We start from the raw sequence: 1,445 nt of genomic DNA, 5'->3' as shown, positions 1-1,445 counted from the left end.
TTCAGTGCTTCTTCCTTAAATTCTTTGCTGTAACGTTTCATTGCGATCCCCTCCGTCTCTGTTCGTTCAGTTTAACAGATTTTTGGGGAATTTGCGACTGCACTTACAGGGTACTACTCCAGTTCCCAACAAGCAATTTTGTGTTTAGGGGGCATGGGGTTCCCTAAAATCAAAATTCGCAAGTGTGGCCACACTTGCTGTGCTTGCTCTACGCTCTTTCCCCCGTAAATACAATGCTGGAAACACCTTTATCTGCCCGCAAAATCCCGGATTTTTCAAAAAGAAAAGGGCGGCAGAGCCACCCTGGAAAAATGAAAACAGAGGATGCTTTCACACGCCCTCTGTTTCATCTACTGATTCTTTAGTTTTAAGCGCCCCGTCAAGCGCACCCTCGATGACGGTCAAATACTGCTCTGGGCAGAGTTTCAGTTTGTGGCTGATACGCTGCCTCTGTGCGCTTTCCTCCCGCATGACCTCTGGATTGAAGTACCGTTCCACGGGAAGTCCGCACACTTTGATAAGCTGTATGATAACCGGCAGACTGGGAATCGTAGCATCGTTCTCGATATTTGCGAGATACCTAGAGTCGATGTTGATGATCTCCGCCAATGTCTTACGCGACAGATGCTTTGCACTCCGTGCGGCTTTTACATCGGCACCGAAAGTTTCAAAACCGGGGCAATCTTTGATGTTCGCCATATAGCATCACCCAGTTACATTGTATATTTCATACTTTTCCCTTGGAATGTTACTATATGCGCTATATCTACATTTTATTATTCATATTTATCCCTTGCTTTGTTCGAGCAGCAGAACTATAATGTACTTTGTGGAGGTGCGTTATGGACTATATGACCTTGAAAGAAGCAAGTGAAAAATGGGGCGTAACACCTCGACGGATAAATTACTATTGCGCCGCTGGGCGTATTCCTGGGGCCATAAAGATGGCAATGATCTGGTTAATACCTAAAGATGCAGAAAAACCTATTGATAGAAGAACAAGGCAAGGGAAGACACCAAAACATGAAGACATATAAAATACTGATTATTGAAGACGATCCTGTCATACAAAGTGAATTGGAAACCCTTTTGCGGGGCAATGGATATACTGCTGTTTCAGTAAAGGACTTTTCAAAGGTTAATGACACTTTCAAGGCAGAAGAACCTCACCTCGTTTTGCTGGATATTAAATTGCCGAATGAGAGCGGCTTTTCTATCTGTTCTAAAATACGCAGCATTTCCAATGTTCCGATTATCTTTGTGACAAGCTGCAACACCGATATGGACGAGCTGAACAGCATTATGCTTGGCGGTGATGCCTTTATCGCAAAACCATAGTTCAAGAAAGGTATAGCAAAGCAGAGGTCCGTAGGGACCCCGGCGTAGGCTAACAAGATGGAATTAGGCCGCCAAGCTGCAATAAGGCTGTCTGGATCTTTCCAGGG

3 protein-coding genes are annotated in these 1,445 nt (G+C 44.6%); 2 read left to right on the top strand and 1 reads right to left on the bottom strand.

Features of this window, described 5'->3' with window-relative positions:
* Positions 1 to 330 precede the first annotated feature (330 nt).
* A complete protein-coding gene (locus ACTQ33_RS17055) occupies positions 331 to 699 on the bottom strand; it encodes a helix-turn-helix transcriptional regulator (protein WP_441465685.1) in 369 nt (122 codons plus the stop codon).
* Positions 700 to 842: 143 nt separating this feature from the next.
* Between ACTQ33_RS17055 and ACTQ33_RS17050 the strand changes: the two genes are divergently transcribed.
* Entirely contained in the window at positions 843 to 1,037 is a 195-nt protein-coding gene (locus ACTQ33_RS17050) for a helix-turn-helix domain-containing protein (RefSeq protein ID WP_441465684.1), read from the top strand.
* Positions 1,024 to 1,338 carry a response regulator gene (locus tag ACTQ33_RS17045; protein ID WP_441465683.1) on the top strand — a complete coding sequence of 105 codons (315 nt, stop codon included), beginning with the start codon at positions 1,024 to 1,026 and terminating at the stop codon, positions 1,336 to 1,338. Before ACTQ33_RS17050 ends, ACTQ33_RS17045 begins: the two co-directional genes overlap by 14 nt.
* Positions 1,339 to 1,445: the final 107 nt, after the last annotated feature.

This window comes from Candidatus Avoscillospira sp. LCP25S3_F1 (assembly GCF_052117125.1).
Classification (GTDB): Bacteria; Bacillota; Clostridia; order Oscillospirales; family Oscillospiraceae; genus Avoscillospira_A.
Note: the sequence above shows the minus strand (reverse complement) of the source record. Positions and strands in the feature narration are given on the sequence as shown.